Consider the following 25338-nt stretch of genomic DNA (forward strand, 5'->3'; position numbering starts at 1 on the left):
CTAGCTGGTCTTCGCCAGATCCTTGGTCAGCACGTAGCGAGTCAGCGGGTCCTGGACGTAGCCCTGGACCTTGGCTCCCACGCCGTCGATAGCCTGCTCGTTGACCAGCCAGACGTTCGCTGCATCGTCGGCGAGCAGATTGCCTGCCTGGCGGTACAGGTCGTGGCGCTGGGCCTCGTCCTTCTCTGCCAGTGCCTGGCCGATCAGCTGGTCGTAGTCCTTGTTGCAGTAGTGGCTCAGGTTGTAGCCGCCCTCGCAGGTGTAGTCGGACTGCAGGAAGCCGATCGGATCAGCGATGTCGATCATCCGGTTGCGCTGGCTGAGGATCATGTCGTAGTTGCCGGCCAGTACATCCGGCTCCGCGGCGCCATAGGATTTGGTCACCACGTTTGCCTGCAAGCCGATCTGCTTGAACTGCTCCTGGATGATGGCGCCTACCCCGGCGAACTCCGCGCGTTCGGTGATCGCAATGATTTCCAGCGGCTTGTCCTGCTTGTATCCGGAAGCTTCCACCAGCTTCTTGGCTTCTTCGATATTCACCTGCGGTACGGCCAGATCCGGGTTGGCCCACGGCTCGCTCGGGGCGAAGGGGCCGGTGGCAGGCTGCGCTGCGCCTTCGTAGATGCTGGCGGCCATGGCCGGCAGGTCCAAGGCCATGGTGGCGGCCTTGCGCAGCTCCCGGTTCTCGAATGGAGCGCGCGAGTTGTTCAGGTACAAGGTCGAGGTGCGAGGCGAGTCGGCCTTGAGCACGCTGATCTTGCTATCGGCTTCCAGAGCCGCCAGGCTGGTGGCCGGGATGGACATGGAAATGTCCGCTTCACCGGTCTGCACCTGGGTGGCGCGGGTGGCGCCTTCGGTGATGTAGCGGATTTCGCCGCCAGCCAGCTTCACCTCTCCGTCCCAGTAATTCTCATTGCGGTCCAAGGTCAGGGACTGCCCGGCTTTTTCGGAGACCGGGGCAAAGGGTCCGGTGCAGTGCTTCATCGGGTCGATGCCCTTGCCGGTGTACGCGGCAGGGGAAAGCACGCCGGCGTTCACGCTGGCCATGCGGTAGGGCAGCAACGGATCCGCGGCGGGGGTGGTGACGCGCACGGTATCAGCGTCGACGGCCTGGACCTTCTTGATGGTCTTGGGGTTCACCGCACGGGCTGGAGCGGTGGCCTTAAGGACGTGGTTCAGCGAGCCGGCAACGGCCTTGGCATCCATGGCGGTGCCATCCTGGAACAGCACGTTCTTGCGCAGCTCGAAATCCCATTCGGTATCCGAGGACTGCTTCCAGGAAGCAGCGAGCATCGGTTCAACGGTTTTGGTGCTCTGGTTGTATTTGGCCAGGGTTTCCAAGCAACCGGCGATGGAGAGCACATAGGCGTCGTCGCTTTCCAGCGCCCAATTGGATACCGGGGCGCGGAAATTGGCCACAATCACGCGGGCTTCCGAGTCCGCGGCTTGTTCCGGGGCGGAGCTCGCAGGGGTGGAGCTGCAGGCGGTCAGCGCCAGGGCAATGGCCGCAAAACCTGCGGCAACGCTCAATCGTCCAAGTTTCATGGAAATCCTTCGGCATTACGTGATGGATTGGCATCTAATGCAATAGAGCCTCGGTAAGCGTACCCTAATTAGTTGACTCGTTTTGCTGATTATGGCCCGGCAAGGAAAGCGGAGGAAAAGCCCCCGCAGGGAGCCTGGGAAGAGTGGAAGCTGAGTAGTGCAAAGTTGGGGTGCCCCGTGGAAATTCTGCGAGGGCAGCGCGTCATGTGTCGCAGTTCACGCACCCTGGGTCTGCAGGCCTGAACGCCTCACGAGCGATGCGCCAAGCCAGGAAGCAACGACCAGCGGAATGATGAGAACCAGCCACGGCAGGAATCCGGGGATGTGGCCCTGGCCGGCCTGGGACAAGAGCCAGCCCACCAGCAAATTCCCCAGTAGCACCGCCAGGCCGCCGCAACTGGACAGCAAGCCGAAGTAGGATCCGGTACCCCGGTGTCCGGCGAATCCGGGAACGAGCGAAAGAGCTGCAGGGTGCACGCTCATATGCCCCAAGGCCAGCAGGGTGACCGCGCACAAGATGCGTACCGCCGCGGTATTTTCGCCGAAAGCCGTGGCGGGGAGAAAGGCGAGTACGCCGAAACCCAGGGCGCTGGAGACATATCCGCAACGCAGGGTCGCTGCCGCGCCGATCCGTGCGGCGAGCCATGCGATGGGCAATTGCAAGCCCAGAGTCAGCACGGAGATCCACGCGAAAACCAGTCCCAGCCACTGGGTGGGCAGGCCCGTGCGTTCCAATTCCAGGGGAATGGCCAAATAGAGCTGGTTGTATGCCAGCAGGTCAGAGGCATGCAGGGCGCAGAAGGCCACGAATTTCCGGTCCGCCAGGCATCGGCGCAGGCTGCCAGGCTGGGCCTGCCGCTTGGCCCGTGTCCCGGCATAATCCGGTGAAGTGCCTTCCGGAGCGTAGCGGCGCAATGCCGCAGCCAGGAACAGTCCGATGGCGATGAAGAAGATTGCCCCGAAACCCGCAACGGCCGCGAACCCCCAGTCCCACAGTGCCGCTCCCACCAGCGGTCCGGCCACTGCGCCGATTTCTCCGGTGACGCTCAGCCAGGCAAAGAGCGTGGCCCGCTTGGCTCCCGTGGGTTGGCCCCTGTCGCGCGCGGTCTGGGCAGCCCCCACCAGAATGCTCAGGCCCGGAGAGAAGAGTGCCCCGCCGAATCCGGTGAGCAATGTGCCCAGGATGAACAACCAGAGCTTCGGGTCGCCCAAGGACAGGGAGGCGGCCAGCGTGAAGAACCCGGCGGCGCGCACTGCGCAGCCAATGAGGATCATGCGCCGGGCGCCGAAGCGATCGGCCAAGCTGCCTCCGGCCAGGAAAAGGCCCTGTTGGGCGAAGGTCCGGATACCCAGGATCAGGCCCACTCCAGCGCCTGCCAGCAGGAAGTCGTTGGCCAGCACTACGGCAAGAAAGGGAACCACGGCGTAGAAGCCGATATTGAACAGCGTCTGGGTTCCCAGCAGTACCGGGACTTCGAAGCGGGACGTGCTGGTTTTCATGGACCTCGGGAACGGGTAGGTGCTCTGCGGGCAGATCGGGCGGACTCTTTGATCTTAGCCAACACCGGTGCCCTGGGACGGGTCCTGCCCGCCGGGGCTGCCCGGCAGGATCCGTACCGGTCCGAGGAAACTTGCTGCCCTGTCCAAGACGCCATCCATCGCCTTCAGCTCGCATTCCCAGAGCGTCAGCGATTCCCAGCCAAGTGCCGCCAGGCTATCGCGATTGCGCTGGTCCCGGGCGATGTTGGCATCCAGCTTGGGGTTCCAGTACCCGGTATTGGATGCGGGGCGCCGCTGGCCCACCGGGCAGTCGTGGCCGTGCCAGAAGCAGCCGTTGACGAAGATGGCCTTGCGCCGGGCGCTGAAGACCAGATCCGGGGATCCGGGAAGCTTTCCGCCCCGCAGCGGGATGCCGGGATGCGCAGAACGCAGCTGGGCAACTTGCCGTGCAGGCAGGACGCCGTGCACGCCGTAGCGGTACCCCGCTGCATGCAGCAACCGGCGCAGGACCAGTTCCGGTCCGGTGTTCTTGCTGGAAATGCGCGACATGAGCGCCGAACGCTGCGCCGCCGACATGATGTCCATAGTCCATTGTGCGCCGCGAACAGGCCGCGCACTGCTGGCTGGGTTTTGGCTGGATGGCTTGCTGGAGCCATCGGATGAAACCTCTTGCAACGGTTCCCAAACCTTGGCTGCCGCAGTAGCTTGGAGCTGAAATGGCCGGCCGGGATCGGGCCGGTCACCGACAGGCAGAAGAATCGAGGGGGAGCCATGCGCGCAGCACGGTATTACGACCAGAAGGACATCCGGATCGAGGACATCGATGAGCCGCAGCTGAAACCGGGAACAGTGGCCATCGACGTGGCCTGGTGCGGCATTTGCGGCACCGATCTGCACGAATATCTGGAGGGCCCGATCTTCATCCCGCCGGCCGGGCATCCGCACCCGCTCTCCGGGGAGAGCGCTCCGGTGACCATGGGCCATGAATTCTCCGGAACCATTACCGCCCTGGGCGAAGGCATCACCGGCCTTGAAATCGGCGAGAACGTCGTGGTGGAACCGTACATCATCCATGAGGATGTGGACACCGGCGAAGGCCAGCAGTACCAGCTCTCCCAGGACATGAACTTCATCGGCCTGGGCGGCCGCGGCGGAGGGCTATCGGAGAAAATCGTCGTGGAACGCCGCTGGGTGCATCCCATCGGCAAGATCCCCCTGGATGAGGCCGCGCTGATCGAGCCGCTGTCGGTGGCCCACCACGCCTTCGTCCGCTCCGGGGCGAAGGCCGGGCAGGTGGCGATCGTGGGAGGTGCCGGCCCGATCGGCCTGCTGACCGCAGCGGTGCTCAAGGCCAAGGGGCTGACAGTCTACATCTCGGAACTCTCCGAGGCCCGCAAGGCCAAGGCGCGAGAAACCGGAATTGCCGACGGGATTTTCGATCCCAGGGAAGGGGACGTGGCCGAACGGGTGCGCGAAGCGACCGGCGGCCGGGGTGCGGATACCGGATTCGAGTGTTCCTCGGTCCCGGTGGTGCTGGATATGCTCCTGGACGCGGTGGCTCCCGGCGGGGTGATCGTCAACGTTTCGATTTGGGGGCATAAGCCGCAAGTGGACATGCCCAAGCTGGTCTTGAAGGAAATCGACCTGCGCGGCACCATCGGCTACGCCAATGACCATCCGGACACCATTGCCCTGGTGCAAAGCGGCAAACTGGACCTGGCCCCGTTCATCACCGGGCGCATCGGGCTCGACGAGCTGGTTTCCGAAGGGTTCGACCAGCTGATCAACAACAATGAGGAACACGTGAAGATCATTGTTGATCCGCGGGCCTAGCCTGCAGCTATCGGGGCCAGTTGGATCACTGGCACTGGCCCCCTGGCTGCGGCTAGTGGTGGTGTTCTGCCTGTTTCATCTTGCCAATGATTCCCGGGTCGATGTCTCCCGAACGATGAGCGCCGTGCTCGGAATGCGGTACCGCGAGTTCTCCAGCGGACGAAGCTGCCAACCCCAAACTGGCAACCGCCGCAACCGCAACCGAACCGGCAAACATGCTCCCGAGGACAACTAGGCTGCTGGAACGCACTGCCCGGTGCGGATAGTTCTTCCGCCGCTTGCGCTGCCACAGGAATACCGCCAGCACCGACAGCTCAAGCAGCAGCAAGGAAGCAATCGTGAGATCCAGATTCTTCGTTCCCTCCGGGAACCCCCAAAGGCCGGCAACAATGCTGGCTAAATGCACGGAGGAGACGAGCGCCAGGCAGGGGACCGCAAGCTTCACGGCAGGGGCCGCTGCCTTCAGCAGGCTGGCAACGGCGTACACCAGCGCCACCCCAGCCCAGGCTGCGGATGCTATCGCGCCGAGCCACGCCCACCACGGTGCCGGGGCGGACCCGACCCCGAATGCCGATGCCAAGCTGGCGGAGGAGGCCGCGGCCAGCGCCGCGACTCCCAGTCCGGCGATCCCGGCATAGAGGCCGCCGAAGGCAACGGAGCTCGCAACTGCATCTCGCCCTTGGAGGGCAGGTTCGGTGGCAGGCTCCGTGGCCTCATGGGAAATCATGACCGTGCAGTATGGGCTGCTGGCGTCCGGTCCTGGGACAGGCCTACCGACAGCAGGACAATCGCGCTGGCTAGATGCAGGACGTTATCCGCACCGTTCAGGGCAATGATGTTCAGTGCTGTAGAGGCCAAGAAGAGGCCGAGGATGCCAACGAGGAGGTAGACGGCGCCCACCGTGGTGTTGGCGAGCTTGGAAGCACGCACGGATCCGAGCCCAGCGATGAGCAGTGCTGCGCCGATGGCCAGGTGGATGACGTTGTGAAGTGGATTGACCTCGAAAATGATCAGCTTCCCGCCCTCTGTTGCGAAGAAATCCACGCCGGCAGTGACAAGGAACCCGAGCAGGCCGACAAGGAGGTACACGGCCCCGAAAATCGTTGCGAGCAAGCGGTTAGGCGATGTGCGCATGGCAATCAGTCCTTCCTGGGACACGGATTCTAGTCCGTGTCGAGTTCTGCGGGTTCCGGAAGGAACCCTGTAGAAGTTCTTCGGAGAAGGACGGAAGGCGGATTGGTCTTGATTGGACTTATTTGCCGGCACCGGAGGCACCCAAGGATGCGGTAGGCGTTTTCGCATTGGTGTTCGGTTGGGGACGCTCTGGATCCCTCGGCAAGGAAGCTGATGCGTTGAGAGAGCGAGCCGAAGATGCGTTGGGCCGAAACAGCGAATAGCAGGTCATCGTGGATCTGCGGGCTTCATCTTCTCGCTGCCAGACGCTTCGCGACTATGAGCTGAGTTTCATCTGCTCGTAAGCATCCAATGCAGCCTGCCGCGATTGCTTCAGGTCCACAATGGGCTCCGCGGCCAGCGGCGCGAATCGAGCCGTGTAGCTTCCCTGGGGATCGAATTTCTTGGCCTGCAGTTCCGGGTTGAACACCCTGAAGTACGGTGCCGCGTCGGCGCCGCTTCCAGCGACCCACTGCCAATTGGCAGTATTGCTGGCGAGATCCGCATCTACCAAGGTGTCCCAGAACCAGCGCTCGCCGACCTTCCAATGCACTTGCAGGTTCTTGACCAGCAGGCTGGCTGCCACCATCCGCACCCGGTTATGCATCCATCCGGTCTGCCAAAGCTGCTGCATGCCGGCGTCCACTAGACCGAAACCGGTGCGTCCTTGTTGCCAACAGCTCATATATTCCGCGGCCTGCGGGTCTGCCTCAGGCCAGGCCCAGTCGAAATGATCGAACTGCGCACGCAGATTCCGCTCCGGAAGCTGCGGGTGATGGTAGTACAGGTGCCAGCAGAAATCCCGCCAGGCGAGCTGGCGGCGCATCGCGGTGGCACCGTCGGAAGCCTCGGGATTTACGGCGGCCAGACGGCCCAGCGCCTCCCACATCTGGCTTGCGCTGACATGCCCCCAGCGCAAGGCGGGGGAGAGGGCAGACGTTCCGTCCAGATCGGGGCGGTCATGGTGCTCCGGGTAGTCTTCGGCGATCGATTCCAGCACCTGCTCCAGGCGCTGGCGCGCAGGCGCTTCTCCGGGTTCCCATTGCGCGGCGAGCCCGTCAATCCAGTCCAAAGCCGGCAATAATTCCAAGCTCTCCAACTCGTCGCTGGCGGGAAGATTAGTGTCCGGGAGGGGTTCTTGTGCCTGTGGCGCGGGCAACGGAGGCCGGATCTCGCTGTCGCGCAACGCGTTGTAGAAGGGCGTGAAGACCTTGTAGCCGGTGTTGTTCTTGGTCAGCAGCTCCCAGGGCTCATGCAGGAGCGTCCCGCTGTAGCTGTGGGCGTGGACGCCTCGCGCGTGAAGGTCCTGCTTGATCTGCATGTCGACGGCGCGTTCGGCGTGGCCGTAGCGGCGGTTCCAGTGCACGGTCTGCACGTTGCCATCGTGCACGAGTTCGCTGATGATCCCGGCGGATGGGCCTTGGCGCAGGATGAGCGGGATTCCCAGTTTTTCCAGCGATCTGCGAAGGTCCTCCAGCGCCTGATGCAGCCACCATTTGGCCGCGCCGCCCAGCGGGCGGATGCCGGCAGATGCCTGGTCCAGGACATATACCGCGATCACCGGACCGGAAGAAAGCGCGGCATCCAACGCTGGGTGATCGCTGGTGCGCAGATCATCGCGGAACCATACCAGCTGGGCAGGCAAAGCAGGCTGAGTCATTTGGAGTTCTCCATGGACTCATCCTAGTGGTTATTTAGCTTAGCTAGCTAAATTCTGGTGGATGCCCCGCCTAGCTCGGCGGCTACCGGGCAGAGCAAGAGGCTGGTGGTTCCAATCAGTGATTGCACGCACCAGCCTCTTGCCGCGCCTAGGGATCAGGAGCCGTTATCCATCTGCTTGGCCGTGTCCTTCGCTTCGCCGTGCAGATGCTCGGCTTCGGAGTTGGCTTCGGATTTCACGGTCTGCACGGATTCCTGCGCGGAATCCCGCAGGTCCTCGGCGGCCTGCCGCGCAGGCTCCCGCAGGTCTTCGGCAATCCGCTTCGCCGCATCCTTGGCCTCTTCGGCCAGCGGTTCTGCCTTGTCCTTGACCCGCTGGACCAGCTCGGCTTCTTTCTGGGTCCCCGGAAGCAGCGACGAGGCCAGCAGTCCTGCCCCGAAGGCGATGATTCCGGCGGCCAGCGGATTGCCCTTGGTCTGCTCCACCACCCTGTGCGGTGCGTCCCTGACGGCTTCCGCGGCGTCTTCACTGTAGTGGTGCAGCTGGTCACTTGTTGATTCACCGGTTCCCATGACGGAGTCCTTCACCTTCCTGAATGAGTCCTTGACCTTTTCGGATTGTCGGTGGGCAATGTGGCTGGGACTGACCCTGTCGGCAATCGCATCCACATCCTGTTGCATGTCGCCTCGTGTCTGGGCGATTTCCGCGCGGAGTTCTTCTGAATTCTTGCTCATGGTGCATCATCCTTCGGAGTAAAAGCTGATGGAATCCTCTTGACTGTCTCGGCCGTATTAGGCAGTCCCTTGATCTCTTGCATCTTCTTCTTGGCTGCGCTTGCCAAGACCAGACCGATCACCGCCCAGAGGGCGGCGACCGCCAAGGCCGAGAAGCCGTAGCCAATCCAGAGCGACAATCCGAAGAAAGCCGCAACGGAAAGAAATAGCAAGACGAAATGGCCGGCTACACCGGCACCGGCATACATGCCTGCACCCTTGCCGGCGGAGCTGGCCGACTCCTTCAACTCCGTCTTTGCCAGCTCGATCTCTTGGCGAACCAGCAGCGATACGTTCTGGGTCAGGTCATTGAACAGGGCGCCGAGTGAACTGCGTTCATGTTCTGCGGAATCGGGATCTGGCGTCGTGTGAGTCATCGAATGCTCCTAGCGGTAGTCGGTGCTGCGCGGATCCCCAGGAGGGTAGGAGCGCAGCGGGTCAACGTCCACCGAATCGGCATGGACCGGGTTGCCTGCCGAATCCACGCGGGTGGTTCCCTGGAAGGACGGGTCAACCCGCACCGGACCTGGCCCGTCAACGCCCGAGGCGTTCGGTGCGCTGGTGGTGCCGGGGCGTGGCTCCTGGTCGCGGCGCCCTGTGCCTTCCTTCGGCTCGCTGGCATTCCGGGTCATGCGTCCTGCCAGCAGCCCAGCGCCCAGCGCCAGTCCCAAGAAGGCCGCAGGACGCTTGCGTGCAAAGCCCTTGACCTCGTCCAGCAAGTCGTGCGGCTCGCGCTGTTCGAGCCAATCGGCGGCCTGTCCGCTGTGATGCGAAGCCTGGTCCACCAGCATGGAGGCGGTTCCGCTCGCGCTGGACTGGTCCAGCATGGCGCGGAACTCATCGCTGATGTCGCGCAGGTTGGCCGCGACCTTCCGCTGCTGCGCGGAGGTCTGCTCCTTCAGGTCGGAGCCGAGTTCATCCCACAGATGGGTGGCCTGGTCCTTGGCCTGCTCAGCGAGCATCGAGGTTTCCTGCTTGGCGCTGTCAAGCACGTGGGTGGCGGATTCATGGCCCTCGCGCGCCAGATCCTGGGCTGCCTGCGCTTTGCCCGACGTACTGCCGCTTCCTGCGGACTGCCGGTCATCGGAATCATGCGCGTCGGCCGGTACCGGTTCGACAGTGCCCGACGGGAACAGGTCGGTTTGCGGCTCGGTCAACGGATCCGGATCGTTCAAGCCGTGGCGGACGGTTCCGGGTTGCGGGGTGCTGCGCGGGTCATCGGGGAATGGATTCGAACTGGTGTCATCGTTGGTGCTCATGTCTTCCCTTCCTCTGCTGCTGTCGTCAGCTGCGGGTGGCGCGGCAGGTGGCCGCGCATCCGGCTCCGCAGTCCGTGCGGAGCGCTGCTGGTTGCCTACGACGCTAGGCAAGAGCGCGCCGCAGGTCACGGATCGCGGCCAATCCGCAGGAAGCATTCAGGTTCGATGGCGACAGCTCGGAGGCTCCAGGAAAGCAGGAGGCAAGCGAGTAGGATCGAGCCGGATCCCGAGCGTCCAGCGCACCACCCGGCGCAGCTGCGAGGAGTCCAGCAGTACTGCAATCCCTGCTGCGGCCCAGTTCGCGGCTTTGGAGGAACAGCGGCACTTTCCGTGGCGAACACGCCAATACCCGACGAGTCCGGGGCATTGGCGCCGGGAGCTGGAAGACTGGGCGCTAAGTGTCCAACAAGCGAATCTTCGAAGGAGCACCATGTCCACTTATGCCGTTACCAATCCCGCCACCGGCGTAGTCGAAGCAACCTACCCGACTGCCACCGATGCGCAGATCCAGGATGCCATCGCCGAGGCGCACAGCGCCTACACCCAGTGGTCGGTCTCCGCGCTTCAGGAGCGCGTCGCCCTGCTGGAGCGCGTGGCAGACATCTACGAGGCACGCGCCGATCAGCTGGCCGCGATCATCACCCGCGAGATGGGCAAGCCCATCAAGCAGTCGCTGGGGGAAATCGGCATCGTGGCGGCGATCTACCGCTACTACGCCAAGAACGGTCCGGGGTACCTGGAAGACGAAGAGCTGGAAATCGCTTCGGGCGGCAAGGCGCTGGTGCGCAAGGAAGCGGTCGGCGCGCTGCTGGGCATCATGCCGTGGAATTTCCCGTATTACCAGGTGGCACGCTTCGCCGGGCCGAACCTGATGAACGGCAACACCATCCTGCTCAAGCACGCGCCGCAGTGCCCGGAGTCGGCGCTGGCCATGGAGGAGATCTTCAAGGAAGCAGGCGCCCCGCAGGGCGCGTATGTGAACATTTTCGCCACCAACGACCAGGTCGCGGACATCATCGCCGACCGCCGGGTGCAGGGAGTATCCCTGACCGGTTCCGAGCGCGCCGGATCCGCCGTGGCAGAGATTGCCGGGCGCAATCTGAAGAAGGTGGTGCTGGAACTGGGCGGCTCGGATCCATTCGTGGTCTTCGACGACGCGGACGTGGCGCGCACCGCCAAGCTGGGCATGCGCGCCCGCTTCGGGAACACCGGCCAGGCCTGCAACGCGGCCAAGCGCTTCATCATCGATTCCTCGGTCTACGAGGACTTCTCCCAAGCGCTGGTGGAGCAGGTGGCCGGAATCAAGGTGGGCGACCCGGCCCAGCCGGAGAACTTCCTTGGCCCGCTGTCTTCGGCCGCTGCCCGCGACGGCTTGGCCGCACAGGTGCAGGATGCCATCGACAAGGGTGCCCAGGTCCTGGCCGGAGGCAAGCCGATCCAGGGCGCGGGCGCATTCTACGAGCCGACCATCCTTGCCGGGGTGACTCCCGAGATGCGTGCCTTCTCCGAGGAGCTCTTCGGCCCGGTCGCCGTGCTCTACAAGGTGGATGGCGAAGAGGAAGCCGTGGCCCTGGCCAACAACACCGACTACGGGCTGGGAGCTTCCATCCACACCCGGGACATGGAACGCGCAGAGCGCGTTTCCGTGCAGCTGCAAAGCGGCATGGTGGCCGTCAACGAGCCTTCGGCTTCCTACCCTGAGCTGCCTTTTGGCGGCGTGAAGCGCTCGGGCATCGGCCGCGAGCTGGGCAAGTACGGCATGGACGAATTCATCAACCACAAGCTGGTGAAGATCGCCGGGCGCTAAGACAGGGGATTGCGGCAGCGGTCCTGGCTTCCCCGGAGAATTCCGGGGTTAGCCAGGACCGTCAGTCGAAAATGGACTATATGCGGTTAGCAGCGAGCCGTTGAATCAGCGGCACCTGGGCGGGGCCTCCAGTGCCCCTGCACCTAGCTGCGCGTCATCGCCAGCGGCCACTGTTCTTCCGGGGTGAAGACTGGCAGGGCGTTGGCAATTGCCGTGTGGGTCCAATACCGAACTCGGAAGGCAAGCATGCCGCTTTCCTCCGCTTGCTCGAAGAGCGTGCAGATCCGGGTATTCGCAGGAGTCTCATCGACGATCCGGAGAGCACCGTTGGGAGGCGAGACATGGATGAAACGAAGCTGCTCGCCCTGGGCGTCCAGTATCGCCACGAGAACAGCGCAATTGTGAACGGAAGCGAGGCCCATGACATCGTCTACCGGCTCGTTGAGTTGTGCAATGATCACGGGCATTCCGGGGATCCACCCGTACTCGCTCAAATGGGAGCGTCCTTCGCGCGATCCCAGGAGTTCCGTGACACGTTCAGCAGTCTTGGACCTGACTATACGTCCTGGCATTAGTACTACCTCCACTTTGTTCGTAACTTTCGAGTAAGCCCCCATAAGTCACGCCACTTCGCAGATTGCGGATTAGCCTGCCGGCAGGCAAGGTTCGCCGTCATTGAGAAGCGGAGTGTGTTTTAAACCTAGGCCACTTGGTCTACGACCGGGAGGGGTGTCCCTGGGTTTCCAGCTAATTTTCAGGCTCAGAGGAGAGCTTTTTGAACTTAGTTTCCGGCCTAGTCAGTAGTTTGTTTGGTCCGCCGCGGACTGCCCGTCGCTAGGCTTCGTATGTACGCCGGAACGGACCGCATTTCCAAGGTCCACAGCCATGCTTGCTGTTCGCCGCAGCTGCGGGCAGATCGTTGCCGCTTCCAGAGCCAGTTGTGATGTCCAGGGACAGTGTTCTGCCCCCGCGCGCAACGACGTCGTGCCGATTAGGGACGTGTCTATCCACACCACGCGCAGTCGAGCGCTGTAGAGTTCGGGATATGTCGAGTCCCGAGTCAGACATGTCCGGGGTTGTCGGTCACACCGCCAGCCCCTTCAACCAGTAGTTACGACGCCCACGATCTGTGTGGGCGTATGTCTGGCGTACCCGGGGTGCTGGCCGTGGTGACAAGAAGAACCATTTCTTGATTTCTCACCTCGGAGTACTCGATGCCTTTTGCTCTCTACATGCTTGCCTTGGCGGTTTTCGTCATGGGCACTTCAGAATTCATGCTCGCGGGATTGCTCCCCGCGATCGCGACCGAGCTTGACGTCTCGGTCGGCACGGCGGGCCTGCTGACTTCGGCCTTCGCGATCGGTATGGTCATCGGCGCGCCAGTGATGGCGGCATTCGCTCGCCGTTGGCCACCGCGGCTCACGTTGATCGTCTGCCTTCTCGTGTTCGCGGGAAGCCACGTCATCGGAGCGATGACACCCGTGTTCGCTCTCCTCCTCATAACCCGGGTGCTCAGCGCTCTTGCAAACGCAGGATTCCTCGCGGTAGCACTGAGCACGGCCACTACTCTCGTGCCAGCGAACCAGAAGGGGCGTGCACTGTCGATCCTGCTCTCCGGCACGACGATCGCAACCGTCGCGGGTGTCCCCGCTGGGTCTCTGCTCGGCACAGCGTTGGGCTGGCGAACGACGTTCTGGGCAGTCGCCATCCTCTGTATTCCGGCGGTCTTCGGAGTCGTTCGAGGGATCACGAACAATGCCGGTCAGACCGCAACTGCCGGGTCCTCGCCAAGGCTTCGTGCCGAGCTCAGCCAGTTGGCGACGCCGCGGCTCATCCTGGCCATGGCACTTGGAGCGCTGATCAACGGAGGGACCTTTGCGGCGTTCACCTTCCTCGCCCCCGTAGTGACCGAGACTGCGGGGATGGCTGATGGGTGGGTGTCCTTCGCACTGGTGATGTTCGGCGTCGGATCATTCCTTGGCGTCACGATCGCTGGGCGACTGTCAGATCAACGCCCCGGCGTCGTGCTTGCAGTCGGCGGCCCGCTGCTGCTGACAGGATGGATCGGATTGGCATTGGTCGCGTCGCATCCCGTTGCGCTTATCGTCCTCGTCTTCGTTCAGGGCTTCCTGTCGTTCGGCATTGGCAGCACCTTGATCACGCGTGTGCTGTATGCAGCGTCGGCTGCTCCAACGATGGGCGGTTCGTACGCAACCGCGGCATTGAACCTCGGTGCCGCGGCGGGTCCTGTGCTTGGCGCGTTCGGGCTCGCGGCAGGGTTGGGGGTGCTCGCGCCGGTCTGGGTGGCCGCGGCATTGGCGGCGGCCGCGCTCTTGACCATGGTGCTGAGCCGGCACACGCTTTTGGAAACCACTGCGGAGGCCAATCGATGACTGATCCAAATGCGCTGCTCACGCCTCGTACCCGTCTCCGGATAGCCCGTCTGATTGTTGAAGACGGCTATCCGGCCACGATGGCAGCGAAGATGTATAGGCTCTCTCCGATCACTGCCCGGAAGGGGGCCGGTCGTTGACGGGAAGAGGGTGGGCATGGGATGCAGGATCGCTCCAGCAGGCCGCATTGCAGTCCAGGCAGGACGCCCGAGCATGCCAAGAAGAAGCGGATCATCAATCTGCGCTTGCGACTTCGGCTGGTCCAGCCCAGATCGCTGCGTGACTTGGCCTCCCGGCGTCCAGGGTTCACGCGGTCCTCGCCCGTTGCCGCGTGAACCGCCTCTCCCATATCGATCGTGTCACTGGTGAGCCCTTGCGGCGACATGGGCACCCTTATCCGGGATCGTTGATCCATGTCGATGTCACGAAGTTCGGGAATATCCCCGACGGTGGTGGACATCGTTACGTTGGTCGGCAGCAAGGCGCACGGAACAGAACCGCCACTCCGGGACTGCCCAGAGGCAAAGACCACAAGCCGCGGACCGGAACGGCGTTCGTTCACACAGTGATCGACGACCACCCCCGAGCCGCTTATGCAGAGATCTGCATGGACGAGCGGGCAAGCACAGCGGTGGGAGTTCTCGAACGCGCTGTGGCCTGGTTCGCTGAACGGGGCGTGACCGTCGAGCGAGTCCTATCCGACAACGGGTCGGCCTACAGATCCCACCTTTGGAGGGACTTCTGCGCTCGGCTTGGCATCAGACACAAGCGAGCACCTCCCTATCAGCCGCAGACGAACGGGACGATCGAGCGGTCCCACCGCACACTCGGGGGCGGGTGGGCTTATGCCAAGTTTTACGGTTCAAACGCCGAGCGACGCCTGGCTCTGCCCGGCTGGCTCCACTTCTACAACCACCACCGACACCACTCAGCGATTGGCTGCGCACCCTTCGCCCGACTAAACAATGTCCCTGAACCTCACAGCTAGTTCAGATTTCATGTCCGATTCATTCTGGGTTGATGGGAAAACCATGAGAATCCATCGGGCAAGCAGATGCAGCCAGGCTACGGGATCTACTGTTTCAGAATCCGCTTACGCAGAACGCAAGCCGCCGAGGCGGATGAAGCTGCGGCCATCCGGATATTCGCAGCCTAGCTGAAAGGGGATTGATCATGCGGCAATCCGTTCCGCGCAAGAAGAATGATGAGCAGTTCCCCGCTAGTTCGCATCAGGCAGGCCAGGTTAGCCAGCAGTAAGTCAACACAGGCCGGTTGCTGGTCCGACGCCCTAGCAGCCATGTTCCGGGAGGCACGAAATGAGCACCTTTGGCATTGAAGAAGAATTCTTCATGTTCGACGCAGAAACAGGGTTGCCGGCCAGCACGGATAAAGAAGCGTTACGGCAAGCGCTGGATTCGCAACGCAATGGCGAAGTGCAGAACGAACTGCTTGCTTGCCAAATAGAACATGCCAGCGCCATCTGCGAAGACCGGGATCAGGCCCTGCATGAGCTGGGAAGTTTCCGCAGTGCTCTGGCAAGCGAAGCGGCCTCCCGCGGCCTGCTGGTCGCGGGTTTGGGCGCGGCGCCGATGATTGCCCAGCAGGCTCCGGAGCTGACCGATAATGCAAGGTATCGGGAAATCGGCAACTTCGTTTCCGGAATAGCGTCAGAGCATTACATGTGCGGTTTGCACGTCCATGTGTCCATCCCTGATTCCGAAGCGGGAATTCGTGCGCTGAACTTCTTGCGCGGATGGCTGCCATTTCTTTGCGCCCTGGGCGCCAATTCTCCGTATTGGAAAGGGGGCGACAGCAACTTTTCATCGTGGAGAACCATTCACTATCGAAAGTGGTCCGTCCAGGGAATTCCGCCGTACTTCAAGGATTCGAAAGACTATGGGACTCGGCTTGCGCGAATCAATGGAACCGATGCAGTTCCCGACCCAGGCCACATCGGATGGTCCGCCCGGTTGTCGGAAAAGTACCCGACACTCGAAATTCGGGTCGCGGACTCGCAGTTGAGAGCGCAGGATTCGGTATTGCTGGCCGTGCTCATGCGAGGGCTGGTCGAGACTGCGGTGGCCGGCGAATTCGATGCGATCGAGTATCTGCCCGAAGTCCTGGACCTCTCATTGTGGCAAGCGGCCAAGAACGGAATCACCGGAGTGCACGTGGACACGCGAACCGGAGAGCAGGTCGCTGTGGAGGAACTGGCCCGCAGAATGCTCCGACTCATTGAGGACGCATTGAGGGCTCATGGAGATTACGACTATGCCGTGATTTCACTCAGGAACATGCTGGAGACAGGCAATGGAGCGGTCCGCCAGCGGGCTGCATTCGAGCGTGGTGCTTTCACGCATCTGTTGGCCAATGCCCATTCCGAGATGCAGATGTAGCTTGCCGTCCAGGGATCCTCAACGCAGACTGCAGACTGCAGACTGCAGACTGCAGACTGCAGGGTGTGGCCGGGGCCGGTGAAAGCTGGCCCCGGCTCGAAGCATCCGGGCTGGCACCGGAAAGATCCGGGTGCGGAATCCTCTAGATTCCGAGGGAATCGCGAAGTCGCGCCACATGCCCCTGGGCATCCACGGCATATTCAATTTGGCGGATGCTGCCGTCTTCATCGATGACAGCGGTGGAGCGCAGGGTGCCCACGACGGTCTTTTCCCCGATGTTCTTTTCACCGTAGGAGCCGTAGGCTTTGGCAACTTCGTTGCCCGGGTCGGAAAGCAGCGGGAAGTTCAGCGATTCATCGCTAGCGAAGGCTGCCAGCTCTTCTGGCGCGTCCGGGGAGATGCCCAGAACGGAGAATCCTGCGGCCTGCAGCGAATTGAGGTTGTCGCGGAAATCGCAGGCCTCGGTGGTGCAGCCGGGAGTCGCGGCCTTGGGGTAGAAATACACGATGACTTTCTGCCCTGAATAATCCGAAAGCGAGATGGTCTCTCCCTTGGCATCTTGCAGGGAGAAGGCTGGCGCTGGCTGGCCGGCGGTGAGCGGAGAAGAATGGGCAGTCATCGATTCAACTTTCATATAGTGATATTTTGTTTTCATTCTAATTCAGTGGATGCACTCAATGCCAGAGACTTCTGGGATATATTTCCAACGGACTGGACCACTGAGCATTCGCGCCCTGATGCTCTGGTGTCCTCGCGGTTACCGAACTTTCCGGGGTGTTCCTGCCTGCCAGAGCAGAACGCCAGCCGGGAGCGATCCAACGACTTCTGGAAGGCAATAACCTCGCCATTGACCGTGATGCACGCTTACAAGGCATCAAGGAAGGCTTGGCTGGTGCAAAAGATTGCTTTCCCGTTGGCAGTTCTGCGTGCTGGCGAAACTGTCGCCCGGCCAATTGATCACCATGCGAGTCCCGCAGGCCTTCAGCCATCCGCGATGCACTAGGGCAGTGGACACCGCGCAGAAAGCTGCCCTGCACCAACGAAAACACCGAGGCGGGCAACTGGCAACAGCTGCGCGACCCGGTGCATCCGGTTACCGGCCAGAATGCGGCCTGCTAGCGGTTGGCGGCCTTGGCTTCGAGGGAACGCGTCCACCGTTTGGCCATGGCCTGGATGGCAGAAGCGCTTGCCCCCGAGATCACGGCGAACGCCAGCACCTTGCCTACGGCGGCCTGCTGCTGCTTTTCGGGGTTGGCCAGCGATGGCGGTTCTTCACCCATGGCTTTATGCCAGACCCCGGAGACGAGCTTGGCTCCGAGCCAGCCTGCACCGAGCGAAATCAGGGTTCCGAAGATCTTTACCAGCAATTTCATGTTCTGCTCCTCTGTTAGCGGTTAGTTGGAGTTTGGTTCCCGGTCGGCTCCGCCGGTTCCCAGCGGACCTCATCCGGTTGCTTCTCATCGCGCCAGCCACGCCACACCGGATGGCGCAGAAGGCGGTCCGAGGTCAGTTCGCTGTATCGGACTTCTGCCACGTATTTCGGGCTCACCCAGTGCGCATCGCTTTGATGCGCTGCCGGGATGTTCTTGGCCGGGGGAGTCTTGCGTTCGATCTTTTCAAGCCGCTCGCGGATTTCGGCCAGTTGCGCGTCGCTGAATCCGGTGCCCACCCGGCCGGCGTATTCCAAGCCGCCATTTCCCGGAATGGCCAGCAGCAGCGAGGCCAGGCTGCGGCTGCGCGACCCCTGCCCAGACCGCCAGCCAATCACCACAGCTTCCTGGTGCCGCTGGTGCTTGAGCTTCACCCAGCTGGTGCTGCGCCGGCCCAGCTCGTAGACCGAGTCGCGTTCCTTGGCTACCACGCCTTCCAGGCCCAGCGCACGGCTGGTCTCGATGGCCTGCTCCAAGGTCCCGGTGTGGGCTGGTGGCACCTGCACATACTGTTGGTCGATATCCAGGCCCGCAAGCCGTTGGCGGCGTTGCTCGTAGGGCAGGGCAGTCAGATCCACCAGTCCTGCATCCTTGTCATATGGCAATTGCAGCACGTCGAAGACCAGGTACTGGATCCTGATGGCCGAGGCCTGCTTCGTGCGTTTCTTCCGCTGATGGGCCACCCGTTGCTGGAGCAGTGAGAAGTCAGGGCGGCCCGAAGAATCCAGGGCGACGATTTCCCCGTCCACCACGGCGCGCTCCGGCAGCAGCGAACCGAGGATTTCGAGTTCCGGGAAGTCTCCGGACAGGTCATGGCCGTTGCGGCTGATCAGCTTGGTTTTGATGCCATCGGCTACTGCCAACGCGCGGTAGCCGTCCCATTTCATTTCAAAGCTCCAACCCCGCTCGCCGGAGATCTCCCGAGCAGTGCCGGCAGTGGCCAGCATGGGGCGCAAAGCTTGGCCCGACAGGTCAGCCACGGCCTGCTTGGCGCTAGGCTCGCGAGCAGCCTCCGGTTCTCCGTCACCGGAATCAGCGGACGTTCCCGCATCGGCTCCTACCGGCTGTTCCTTGGCCAGCTGCAGCAGCCAATTGTCCTTGCCGCCCATCCCTGCGGCCTGGATCAGCACGAACCGCCGGTCCACTCCACCCAGCCCGCCCTCGCGGGAGCCGGTGAGCACTGCGATGACTTCCTTGCCTTCGCGCCACTTCTCGATGGTGCAACTGCCCGAATCCCAAATTGATACTTCCCCAGCACCGTATTGGCCCTTGGGGATGCTGCCTTCGAAGCTTGCGTAGGAGAGCGGATGGTCTTCGGTCATGACCGCCAAGCGCTGGATTCCTGGTTCCAGGGGTGGGCCTTTGGGCACCGCCCAGGAGACCAGCACTCCGTCGTGCTCCAGGCGGAAATCCCAATGCAGCGCGCGGGCATGGTGTTCCTGGATGACAAAGGACAGCCCGGTGCCGTCCTTTCCGCGCGGCTGCGCGGACTGGGAATTCCCGGATTGCTCCGGCACCGGTTCAGGTGTCAGCGCCGCATCGCGCTTGGAGCGGTAGACCGCCAGGCGATCGGGATTCTGTTGTTGTACCGAGGCCAGCTGCGCCAGCGGATCGATTCCATCAGCAATGCGGTCCAGCGCCTCGTGGAAGTCCAGCTGCTCCAACCCCGGCGCTTCGATTTCCTCCCAGGTGCGCGGGGCGGCGACGGTGGGCCGTGCGCGGCCGCGCAGCGAATACGGACAGACGGTAGTCTTCGAGGCGTTGTTCTGGCTCCAGTCCACGAACACCTTGTTTTCGCGCAGCGAGCGCTTCATGCTGGCGAGGACCAGTTGCGGGTGCTCCTTCTGCAAGGTGGAGGCCAATTCCTTGGCCACCTCGTTGACTTGCTCCGAGGTGTATTTGCCATCCAGTCCGGCATAGAGGTGGATGCCCTTGGAACCGGAGGTCACCGGAAAGCTGGGCAGGTCCATGCCGTCGAGGATCTCCCGGCAGATCAAGGCGACTTCAGCGCACTGCTCCAAACCGGCGCCCGGACCGGGATCCAGGTCCAGCACCAGCCGATCCGGGTTGGCAGGTTCCAGCGAGGAATCGAAGCGCCACTGGGGAACATGGATTTCCAGCGCGGCCACCTGGGCCATCCAGGCCAGCACCGCCTCGTTGTTGACCAGCGGATAGGTATTGGAATGGGTCTTGTGCTGCAGCTTGGCCGAGGGAATCCAGCCGGGGGCGGAGTCCTCGAGATCCTTGCGGAAAAACACCTTGCCCGGTTCTTCAGGGGTCCCCACGCCGTCCACCCAGCGCTTGCGGGTGGCCGGGCGCCACGCGGCATGCGGAATCAGCACCGGGGCCACCTGCTGGAAGTAGTCCATGACTTCGCCCTTGGTGGTTCCGGTCTGCGGGTACAGGACCTTATCCAAATTGCTGACCTTCAGCGTGTGCCCCGCGACGGTGACGGTTTGCTCCCTGCGTGCCATGCGCTGTCCTTTGCTTTGCCTTATGAGGGCCAATCTTCCCGAGCGGCGCCGGGGAATCCAGCGTTCCAAGCAAGCTTTGCGTTTCGCGCTGCCGAACCTCAGCGCTGCCTGCCAGTATCGCCGGGGGCAGTGACGCGCTGGCCGGAAAGATGCTTCACTATGCCCATGCGAGCTATCTGGACTGGATCAATTGCCTTCGGCCTGGTGAACGTGCCGGTCAAGGCGTACGGCGCCACCGAGGACCACGACATCGACCTGCACCAGGTCCATGACAAGGACGGCGGACGGATCCGCTACGAGCGCCGATGCGAAGTGTGCGGGAAGAAAATCGCCTACAAGGATCTGGACAAGGCCTATGAGGACGGGGAACGGACCATTGTGCTCACCGATGAGGACATGGACGCGTTGCCTGCGGAGAAGAGCCGCGAAATCGAGGTGGTCCAGTTCGTCCCGGCCGGCCAAGTAGACCCGCTGATGCTGGAGAAGAGCTACTACCTCCAAGCGGACTCCAAGTCGCCCAAGGCCTACGAGCTGTTGCGCCGAACGCTTCAGGACACCGAGAAGCTGGCAGTGGTGCGCTTCGCCCTGCGACAGAAGACCCGGCTGGGCATCTTGCGTGTCCGATCCAAGGTGATGGTGCTGCAAGCGGTCATGTGGGCGGACGAGCTGCGCGATGCCGAGGCAGTGGCACCGGAGAAATCACCGCGGATCAGCGAGCAGGAACTGAAGATGTCTGCCTCCCTGGTGGACCAGTACAGCAGTGATTTCACGCCGGACGAGTTCCAGGATGACTACCAGGTCCAGCTGCAGGCGCTGATCGAAGCGAAAATCGAGCAGGGCGAGGACCTGGATACCGAGGCGACCTTCGGATCCCCGGACCAGGACAGCGAGTCCGGCGAGGTCATCGATCTGATGGAGGCGCTCAAGCGCAGCATTGATGGGCGCAATGCCAAGGCCCCGGCCAAGGCAGCCAAGGATGGGAAGACCGCGGCGGCGGAGAAACCAGCGGCGAAGAAACCTGCGAAGAAACCTGCGAAGAAAGCGGCGGCAGCCAAGAAACCAGCCACGAAGAAGGCAACGGCAAAGGAGGCCTCCTCCTCGCCACACAAGAAGAAGGCCTCCGGTTCCGGGAAGAAAAGCGCCTAGCCGCTAGGGCTTGAGCACTACCTTGATGCACGCATCCTGCTTCTTCTGGAAGGTCTCGTACATCTGCGGACCGTTCGAGAGCGGCTGCTCGTGGGTGACCAAGTCGTCCAGGCCCAGCGGATCGGCTGCATCCTCGGCCAGCGGCAGCAGCCTCTGGGTCCATGAGCGCACATTGCATTGGCCCTGGCGGATCTGGATCTGCTTGTCGAACAGCTTCACCATCGGCATCGGGGTGGCGGCCCCGGCATAGACGCCGCTGATCGACAGGGTGCCGCCGCGGCGCACGGCATCGATGGCCGAATCCAGCACGCTGGTGCGGTCCGCGGAGACGTTCTCCATGGCCAGCTGCGCGGCCTTGTCCGGCAGCAACCCGGTGGCCTGCTGGAACATCGAGGAAACCGGGGAACCATGGGCTTCCATGCCCACCGCATCGAGCACGGCATCGGGGCCGCGACCGGTGCGCCCGCGCAATTCGCCCACGGTGTCCTTGGTGAAGTCCAGGGTCTGGATGCCGTGGCGCTCGGCCATGGCGCGGCGTTCTGCCACCGGGTCGATGCCCAGCACCTCATAGCCCAGATGCCGGCCGATGCGCGCGGCGAGCTGCCCCACCGGCCCGAGCCCGTAGACCGCGAGGGTTCCGCCGTCGGGGACATTGGCGTAGTGCACGCCCTGCCACGCGGTGGGCAGGATATCGGAGAGGAAAAGGTAGCGGTGGTCGGGCAGCTGGTCGCCAACTTTCACCGCACCGTAATCGGCATGGGGCACGCGCAGGTATTCGGCTTGGCCGCCGGGCACCTGTCCGTAGAGTTCGGAGTACCCGAAGAATTGGGCGCCCTTGCCGTGCTTGCGCACCTGGGTGGTCTCGCACTGCGACTGCAGGTCGTGCTGGCACATCCAGCAGTGGCCGCAGGAGATGTTGAACGGGATGACTACCCGGTCGCCTACCGACAGCTTGGTTATGCCGCTGCCAACTTCCTGGACGATGCCCATGGTTTCGTGGCCCAGCACGTCGCCGGCATGCATGTAGGGGCCCAGCAGCTCATAGAGATGCAGGTCCGATCCGCAAATCGCGGTGGAAGTGACCTTGATGATGATGTCCCCGGGATCCTGGATCACCGGATCCGGGACATCGCTGAAACCGATCTTTCGCTTGCCTTGCCATGTCAATGCTTTCAAGAGGTTATCTCCTAGTCGTATCGTTGCCGGCGGAACACAAACGCGGATCAGTCGGTATTGAACTGGTCGGTGTCCACCTGGTCCGGGTCCTGCTCCTCGGCTGGCTGCTCGAACGCGTCTTCGTGGTCCCCGACAGAATTCTCCTTTTCCTCCGCGGGCTCATTGGGCGTTGGAGTGATCCCCGCGTGCCGCTCTTCTTCTGGCTGGTTGGATTCCATGGATGGTCCTTTCTTCATCAGATGGGCGATGGCACCGACCATTCCACACCGGGCAGCAGGCAACAAGGCAAGTTTGATGGGCATTGCCTGTGAGTCGGGGATCCCCGGAATTCCAGGGATCAAGCGTGCACTGCCGGTGCTGATTCCTGCAAGGTTGCTGAACGGCACTGCAGGCCCGGGCGCGACTTCCTAGTGTGTGCTGTGGGAGCGGGCCAAACTGCTGCCCTGAGAGCTGCGAGGTGCTGATGAGCGTGCAAGAGCCCGAGAAGCGCACGGTGGGATTAATTGCCGACCCTGGCATAGCCGACGCGATGGCCAATCGGATCGCTGCCCGGCTGGAAGGGGTCATGGAGAAGCTGCAGGAGCACGAGCAGCAATGGGACGTGCAGGTAGCTCCCTTTTCCCTGCCCTTGGGGGAGAGCGGACGGGTCGCGCTGAACGACAAGGTGCCCAGGCTGCGGGAAAAGCATGGCTGGGACTTCATCATCTACCTCACGGATGCACCGCACTATGTGCAGAACCGGCCGGTGCGTTCGGTGATTTCCGTCGAGGATGCCTCGGCCGTGCTTTCCATGCCGAGCCTCGGGTTGGCACGACCACGCACCGTGGCACGGGAACTGGCCGAACTGGTCAGGGAATTGGCTACCGGCAAGCAGCCGGCTCCGCCTCCGACCCCGCTGGGACGGGTGATGAGCGTGCACGCCAGCCGGCAGGACGGGCAAAACGAGCAGAACCGCATCTCGAGCATCGAGGGTTTGCGCGGGCGGCTGCTGCTGATCGCCGGGATGGTGCGCAGCAACCAGCCGTGGAAACTGGTGCCGCGGCTTTCCTCCGCGATGGCAGGTGCGGTGGCCACTGGTGCTTTCGGCGTGTTCTACACGAGCATCTGGTCCATGGCCGACTACCTGCCTGCCGGGCGGCTTTCGCTGATCACGGTCTCAAGCATCCTGATCCTCACGCTCTGGCTGCTGCTGCACAACCGGTTGTGGGAGAGGCCCAAGGGCAACCGCCGCCGCGAGCGGATGGTCGTTTACAACGCGGCCACCGTGCTGACGGTCGGGTTTGCCGCGACAGTCATGTACCTGCTCCTGTTCCTCGCCCTGCTGGCAGGCTCGCTGATTGTCATTGACCAGGAATACCTCGCCTACCAGCTGCGCCACGATGTCACGATGGCCGAATACATCAACCTTGCCTGGCTGGCATCCTCGCTGGGAACCATGGGCGGAGCCATCGGCTCCAGCTTTGACGAGGTCAAGGAAGTCCAGCGCGCCACCTTCAGCCAGCGCGAATACGAGCGGAGGAATATGGAATTCACCATCAGCAAGGATGACGTGGAATGATCCCCGGGCCCTTTCGCCCGGGGACCAGTTCACCGTCCTACGGCTGGTTCTTGCCGCCGTTCACGTGCACCGTGGAACCGACCACGTAGGAAGCCTCATCGCTGGCCAGGAACACATAGGCCGGGGCCACTTCCACCGGCTGGCCGGCCCGGCCAAGCCAGGTATCGTGGCCGAACTCAGGCAGCGCCTCGATCGGCTGGCCATCCGAAGGCTGCAATGGAGTCCAGATGGGGCCCGGAGCCACTGCATTGACCCTGATGCCCTTCTTCGCTGCCTGGGACGCCAGCGACTTGGTGAAGTTGCTGATCGCGCCCTTGGTGGCGGCATAGTCCATCAGGTGATCCGAGGGATCGAAGGCCTGGATGGAGGTGGTGTTGATGATGGATCCGCCTTCGGGAAGCACCTGCAGGGCTGCGCGGCTCAAGGCGAACATCGCGAAAATGTTCACATCGAAGGTGGCTTCGACCTGCTCGTCGCTCAGCTCTTCCAGGGACTCGACGCTGATCTGCTTGCCGGCGTTGTTCACCAGGATATCCAAGCCATCCAAGGCGGTCACCGCCTCGTCGATCAATGAATCGCGGTAATTGCGGTCCCGCAGGTCCCCGGGCAGCAAGTGGACTTCGACTCCCGCATCTTCCAGGACCCCGGCGATGGCGTCGGCATCAGGCTGTTCGGCGGGCAGATAGGCCAAGGCGACCTTGGCCCCTTCGCGGGCAAAGGCGATGGCCACTGCCGCGCCAATGCCGGAGTCGCCGCCGGTGACCAGGGCGCGTTTTCCGGCCAGCCGGTCCCGGCCCTTGTAGCTGCGCTCGCCATGATCCGCCTTGGGCTTCAGGTCCCGGTCCAGGCCGGGTTCCTCCTGGCGCTGTTCGGGCGGGATGATCTTTTCCTTGCCGGCGCGGTCTTCGCTTTCGGTACCGAGCGGCTCAGTGCGATTCTGGGGACTCTTCTCGGGCATGGGATTTCCTCCTGCTGTTGCGGCAGGACGCCGGTGCGGTGCGCTCAGCGGCGTCCGGGTTCAGTTCCAGTGTGCTCCGGACCCTCCGCTGCGCGCGGATCACCTCCACCTTTGGCGGCAACAGCCAGACTTTTTTCTGCGAAGATCCAGTTTCGCACCCCGCTGAATGAATTGTGCTACCGCTGAAGTCTGGGATTCAGCGCAAAGTCCGGCAGGGGCGCTGTCCCCTGATCAGCGAAGTGGCTAGCGTGGAACGC

General features: G+C 62.8%; 23 protein-coding genes and 1 pseudogene. 8 read left to right on the top strand and 16 right to left on the bottom strand.

Annotation, left to right across the window (positions count from 1 at the left end):
- The 3 genes from EDF61_RS16235 to EDF61_RS16245 form a co-directional block, all read right to left on the bottom strand.
- A complete protein-coding gene (locus EDF61_RS16235) occupies positions 1-1545 on the bottom strand; it encodes an ABC transporter substrate-binding protein (RefSeq protein ID WP_133834794.1) in 1545 nt (514 codons plus the stop codon).
- A gap of 216 nt (positions 1546-1761) precedes the next feature.
- Positions 1762-3045 carry an MFS transporter gene (locus tag EDF61_RS16240; protein WP_133834795.1) on the bottom strand — a complete coding sequence of 428 codons (1284 nt, stop codon included), beginning with the start codon at positions 3043-3045 and terminating at the stop codon, positions 1762-1764.
- A 54-nt stretch (positions 3046-3099) separates the two neighbouring features.
- Positions 3100-3630: a very short patch repair endonuclease gene (locus EDF61_RS16245; protein ID WP_208294293.1), complete on the bottom strand. Its 531-nt coding sequence runs from the start codon at positions 3628-3630 to the stop codon at positions 3100-3102.
- Positions 3631-3816: 186 nt separating this feature from the next.
- Here EDF61_RS16245 and EDF61_RS16250 point away from each other — a divergent pair, with 186 nt between their 5' ends.
- A complete protein-coding gene (locus tag EDF61_RS16250) occupies positions 3817-4878 on the top strand; it encodes a 2,3-butanediol dehydrogenase (RefSeq protein WP_133834796.1) in 1062 nt (353 codons plus the stop codon).
- Positions 4879-4930: 52 nt separating this feature from the next.
- Here EDF61_RS16250 and EDF61_RS16255 read toward each other — a convergent pair whose 3' ends face one another.
- The 6 genes from EDF61_RS16255 to EDF61_RS16280 all read right to left on the bottom strand — a co-directional run bounded on the left by EDF61_RS16255 (position 4931) and on the right by EDF61_RS16280 (position 9743).
- A complete protein-coding gene (locus EDF61_RS16255) occupies positions 4931-5605 on the bottom strand; it encodes a hypothetical protein (protein ID WP_133834797.1) in 675 nt (224 codons plus the stop codon).
- Positions 5602-6012 carry a DUF4383 domain-containing protein gene (locus EDF61_RS16260; RefSeq protein WP_041650329.1) on the bottom strand — a complete coding sequence of 137 codons (411 nt, stop codon included), beginning with the start codon at positions 6010-6012 and terminating at the stop codon, positions 5602-5604. Before EDF61_RS16260 ends, EDF61_RS16255 begins: the two co-directional genes overlap by 4 nt.
- 316 nt (positions 6013-6328) lie before the next feature.
- Positions 6329-7711, bottom strand: a complete 1383-nt coding sequence (locus EDF61_RS16265; protein WP_208294294.1) for a cryptochrome/photolyase family protein — start codon at positions 7709-7711, stop codon at positions 6329-6331.
- Positions 7712-7866: 155 nt separating this feature from the next.
- Positions 7867-8445 (bottom strand): DUF3618 domain-containing protein, encoded by a 579-nt coding sequence (locus tag EDF61_RS16270; protein ID WP_133834798.1) that lies wholly within the window; start codon positions 8443-8445, stop codon positions 7867-7869.
- A complete protein-coding gene (locus EDF61_RS16275) occupies positions 8442-8861 on the bottom strand; it encodes a phage holin family protein (protein ID WP_133834799.1) in 420 nt (139 codons plus the stop codon). The genes EDF61_RS16270 and EDF61_RS16275 overlap by 4 nt, the downstream gene beginning before the upstream one ends.
- A gap of 9 nt (positions 8862-8870) precedes the next feature.
- The gene (locus tag EDF61_RS16280; RefSeq protein ID WP_133834800.1) at positions 8871-9743 is read right to left on the bottom strand and encodes a hypothetical protein; all 873 of its coding nucleotides are present in this window, start codon (positions 9741-9743) and stop codon (positions 8871-8873) included.
- Positions 9744-10173: 430 nt separating this feature from the next.
- Between EDF61_RS16280 and EDF61_RS16285 the strand changes: the two genes are divergently transcribed.
- Entirely contained in the window at positions 10174-11550 is a 1377-nt protein-coding gene (locus tag EDF61_RS16285) for an NAD-dependent succinate-semialdehyde dehydrogenase (RefSeq protein WP_133834801.1), read from the top strand.
- A gap of 143 nt (positions 11551-11693) precedes the next feature.
- On the opposite strand, the gene EDF61_RS16290 is transcribed toward EDF61_RS16285, so the two are convergent.
- A complete protein-coding gene (locus tag EDF61_RS16290; RefSeq protein ID WP_133834802.1) occupies positions 11694-12122 on the bottom strand; it encodes a hypothetical protein in 429 nt (142 codons plus the stop codon).
- Between the two features lie 567 nt (positions 12123-12689).
- Between EDF61_RS16290 and EDF61_RS19235 the strand changes: the two genes are divergently transcribed.
- The 4 genes and pseudogenes from EDF61_RS19235 to EDF61_RS16310 all read left to right on the top strand — a co-directional run bounded on the left by EDF61_RS19235 (position 12690) and on the right by EDF61_RS16310 (position 16339).
- Positions 12690-12743 (top strand): chloramphenicol resistance leader peptide, encoded by a 54-nt coding sequence (locus EDF61_RS19235; RefSeq protein ID WP_124770126.1) that lies wholly within the window; start codon positions 12690-12692, stop codon positions 12741-12743.
- A 21-nt stretch (positions 12744-12764) separates the two neighbouring features.
- Complete coding sequence (locus EDF61_RS16300; protein WP_105656069.1) at positions 12765-13943, top strand: Cmx/CmrA family chloramphenicol efflux MFS transporter; 1179 nt, start codon at positions 12765-12767, stop codon at positions 13941-13943.
- Positions 13940-14931: pseudogene (locus tag EDF61_RS16305) on the top strand (IS481 family transposase). Before EDF61_RS16300 ends, EDF61_RS16305 begins: the two are co-directional and overlap by 4 nt.
- A 328-nt stretch (positions 14932-15259) precedes the next feature.
- A complete protein-coding gene (locus tag EDF61_RS16310; RefSeq protein ID WP_105656070.1) occupies positions 15260-16339 on the top strand; it encodes a carboxylate-amine ligase in 1080 nt (359 codons plus the stop codon).
- A gap of 142 nt (positions 16340-16481) precedes the next feature.
- Here the strand turns inward: EDF61_RS16310 and bcp are convergent, their stop codons facing one another.
- From bcp to EDF61_RS16325, 3 genes are all read right to left on the bottom strand, one after another.
- The gene (gene bcp, locus EDF61_RS16315; RefSeq protein ID WP_105656374.1) at positions 16482-16958 is read right to left on the bottom strand and encodes a thioredoxin-dependent thiol peroxidase; all 477 of its coding nucleotides are present in this window, start codon (positions 16956-16958) and stop codon (positions 16482-16484) included.
- Positions 16959-17454: 496 nt separating this feature from the next.
- The gene (locus tag EDF61_RS16320; RefSeq protein ID WP_105656071.1) at positions 17455-17712 is read right to left on the bottom strand and encodes a DUF4235 domain-containing protein; all 258 of its coding nucleotides are present in this window, start codon (positions 17710-17712) and stop codon (positions 17455-17457) included.
- A gap of 14 nt (positions 17713-17726) precedes the next feature.
- Positions 17727-20243, bottom strand: a complete 2517-nt coding sequence (locus tag EDF61_RS16325; RefSeq protein ID WP_133834804.1) for an ATP-dependent DNA ligase — start codon at positions 20241-20243, stop codon at positions 17727-17729.
- 165 nt (positions 20244-20408) lie between these two features.
- Between EDF61_RS16325 and ku the strand changes: the two genes are divergently transcribed.
- The gene (gene ku / locus EDF61_RS16330; protein ID WP_133834805.1) at positions 20409-21389 is read left to right on the top strand and encodes a non-homologous end joining protein Ku; all 981 of its coding nucleotides are present in this window, start codon (positions 20409-20411) and stop codon (positions 21387-21389) included.
- Positions 21390-21392: 3 nt separating this feature from the next.
- Here the strand turns inward: ku and EDF61_RS16335 are convergent, their stop codons facing one another.
- On the bottom strand, positions 21393-22565 hold the full coding sequence (locus EDF61_RS16335; RefSeq protein WP_133834806.1) for an alcohol dehydrogenase catalytic domain-containing protein: 1173 nt from the start codon (positions 22563-22565) through the stop codon (positions 21393-21395).
- A gap of 47 nt (positions 22566-22612) precedes the next feature.
- Positions 22613-22783, bottom strand: coding sequence for a hypothetical protein (locus EDF61_RS18860; protein ID WP_166650856.1), 171 nt, complete (start codon positions 22781-22783; stop codon positions 22613-22615).
- A gap of 245 nt (positions 22784-23028) precedes the next feature.
- On the opposite strand from EDF61_RS18860, the gene EDF61_RS16340 reads away from it, so the two are divergent.
- Entirely contained in the window at positions 23029-24123 is a 1095-nt protein-coding gene (locus tag EDF61_RS16340) for a hypothetical protein (protein ID WP_133834807.1), read from the top strand.
- Positions 24124-24160: 37 nt separating this feature from the next.
- On the opposite strand, the gene EDF61_RS16345 is transcribed toward EDF61_RS16340, so the two are convergent.
- Positions 24161-25081 carry an SDR family oxidoreductase gene (locus tag EDF61_RS16345; protein WP_286172309.1) on the bottom strand — a complete coding sequence of 307 codons (921 nt, stop codon included), beginning with the start codon at positions 25079-25081 and terminating at the stop codon, positions 24161-24163.
- Between the last annotated feature and the right edge of the window lie 257 nt (positions 25082-25338).

Origin of the sequence: Arthrobacter sp. JUb115, from assembly GCF_004365035.1 — a bacterium.
Classification (GTDB): domain Bacteria; phylum Actinomycetota; class Actinomycetes; order Actinomycetales; family Micrococcaceae; genus Glutamicibacter.